This window comes from Chryseobacterium sp. HMWF035 (assembly GCF_003094695.1).
Taxonomy (GTDB): Bacteria; Bacteroidota; Bacteroidia; order Flavobacteriales; family Weeksellaceae; genus Chryseobacterium; species Chryseobacterium gambrini.
Genome location: NZ_QEHP01000095.1, coordinates 1 through 1,231 on the forward strand (window position 1 = coordinate 1; position 1,231 = coordinate 1,231).

The 1,231-nt window shown below is 27.0% G+C and carries 1 protein-coding gene; it reads left to right on the forward strand.

Going from position 1 to position 1,231, the window contains the following annotated elements:
* A partial coding sequence (locus DD829_RS23670; RefSeq protein WP_165814867.1) for a hypothetical protein occupies window positions 1–1,231 on the forward strand: 1,231 nt, incomplete at both ends.

Sequence of the window (1,231 nt, forward strand, 5' to 3'; positions counted from 1 at the left end):
ATTATATTTCTAATAAATTTTTCAGTCATACAGGCTCAAACTATTCACGTAAAAATAAAAGATAATACAAATAAACCACCTGAAAATATTAATGTACAATTATTTGAGAATAATAAAATAATAGATTTTAAAAAAACAGATTATACAGGACAATGCACCTTTCAAGTTTCTGAAAAAGGTTTTTTTTCTTTAAAATTTACTTCTGTTTTTTATAAAACAAAAACTGTTGAAATCAATACTTCAGAACAATCTAGTTTTGAAATAGAATTGGAAGCACAAATTACTGAAATAAAAGAAGTAGAAATAAAATCTCGTCCAAAAGTAGTTACAGCAAAAGAAGATACTATTGTTTTTAACCTAAAAGCGGTAAGAGATGGAACTGAGCGTACGACAGAAGATCTTATAAAGAAATTACCAGGTTTAGACATTACTGAAAATGGAAAAGTAACATATAAAGGAACTACAATAGGGCAGGTTTTAGTAGAAGGTAATGAGTTTTTTGGTAAAAACCATAAAATTGCGACTCAAAATATTTCGGCTAATATGTTGGATGGGATTGATTTGTGGCAAAATTATACTACAATTAATGGAAACCGTTCAACAGCTCTTAATTTAAAATTAAAGCAAGAATATAAGGGAAAAATAACGGGTAATATCGAAACTAATTTTGGTATAAAAAATTCATATTTGGCACATGGTAATTTATTCAGGTTTGGAAAGCTCGGAAATTTAGCCCTTATCGCTGATTTCAATAATATAGCTAAAGACCCGATTAGTTATATGGATTTTTATGAAATGAATTCTCAGGAAAGTCTAGATGACACACCAAATAATTCTGTTGAAATAGAAATTCCTACATTTCTCAATAATGATGGTAAAGTAAAATCAAAAAATAATCAATTTGGGGCATTACAGTATTCCAAATCAAAAAAAGATTTTAGTATTACTGCTTTTTCTATTTTTAATAATGCTCAATTAGAAAAATTTTCTACTTCTAAAAGAAATTCTTTTGAAGGGGAATCACAAGCTTTTAACTTTTCAGAACAACGAATAGAAAATAATAAAGGTTTTTTAGGAACTACTCAGATTAAAATGAAAAAAAGTTTATCGGATGGAAGTTTCTTTTATTATACTTTTGGTTATAATCCTACACAGGATCATTTTAATCAAAGCATAGATAGATATTCTACTGATTGGAATTTTTATAGAATTGATAACTCTGTAAATAATG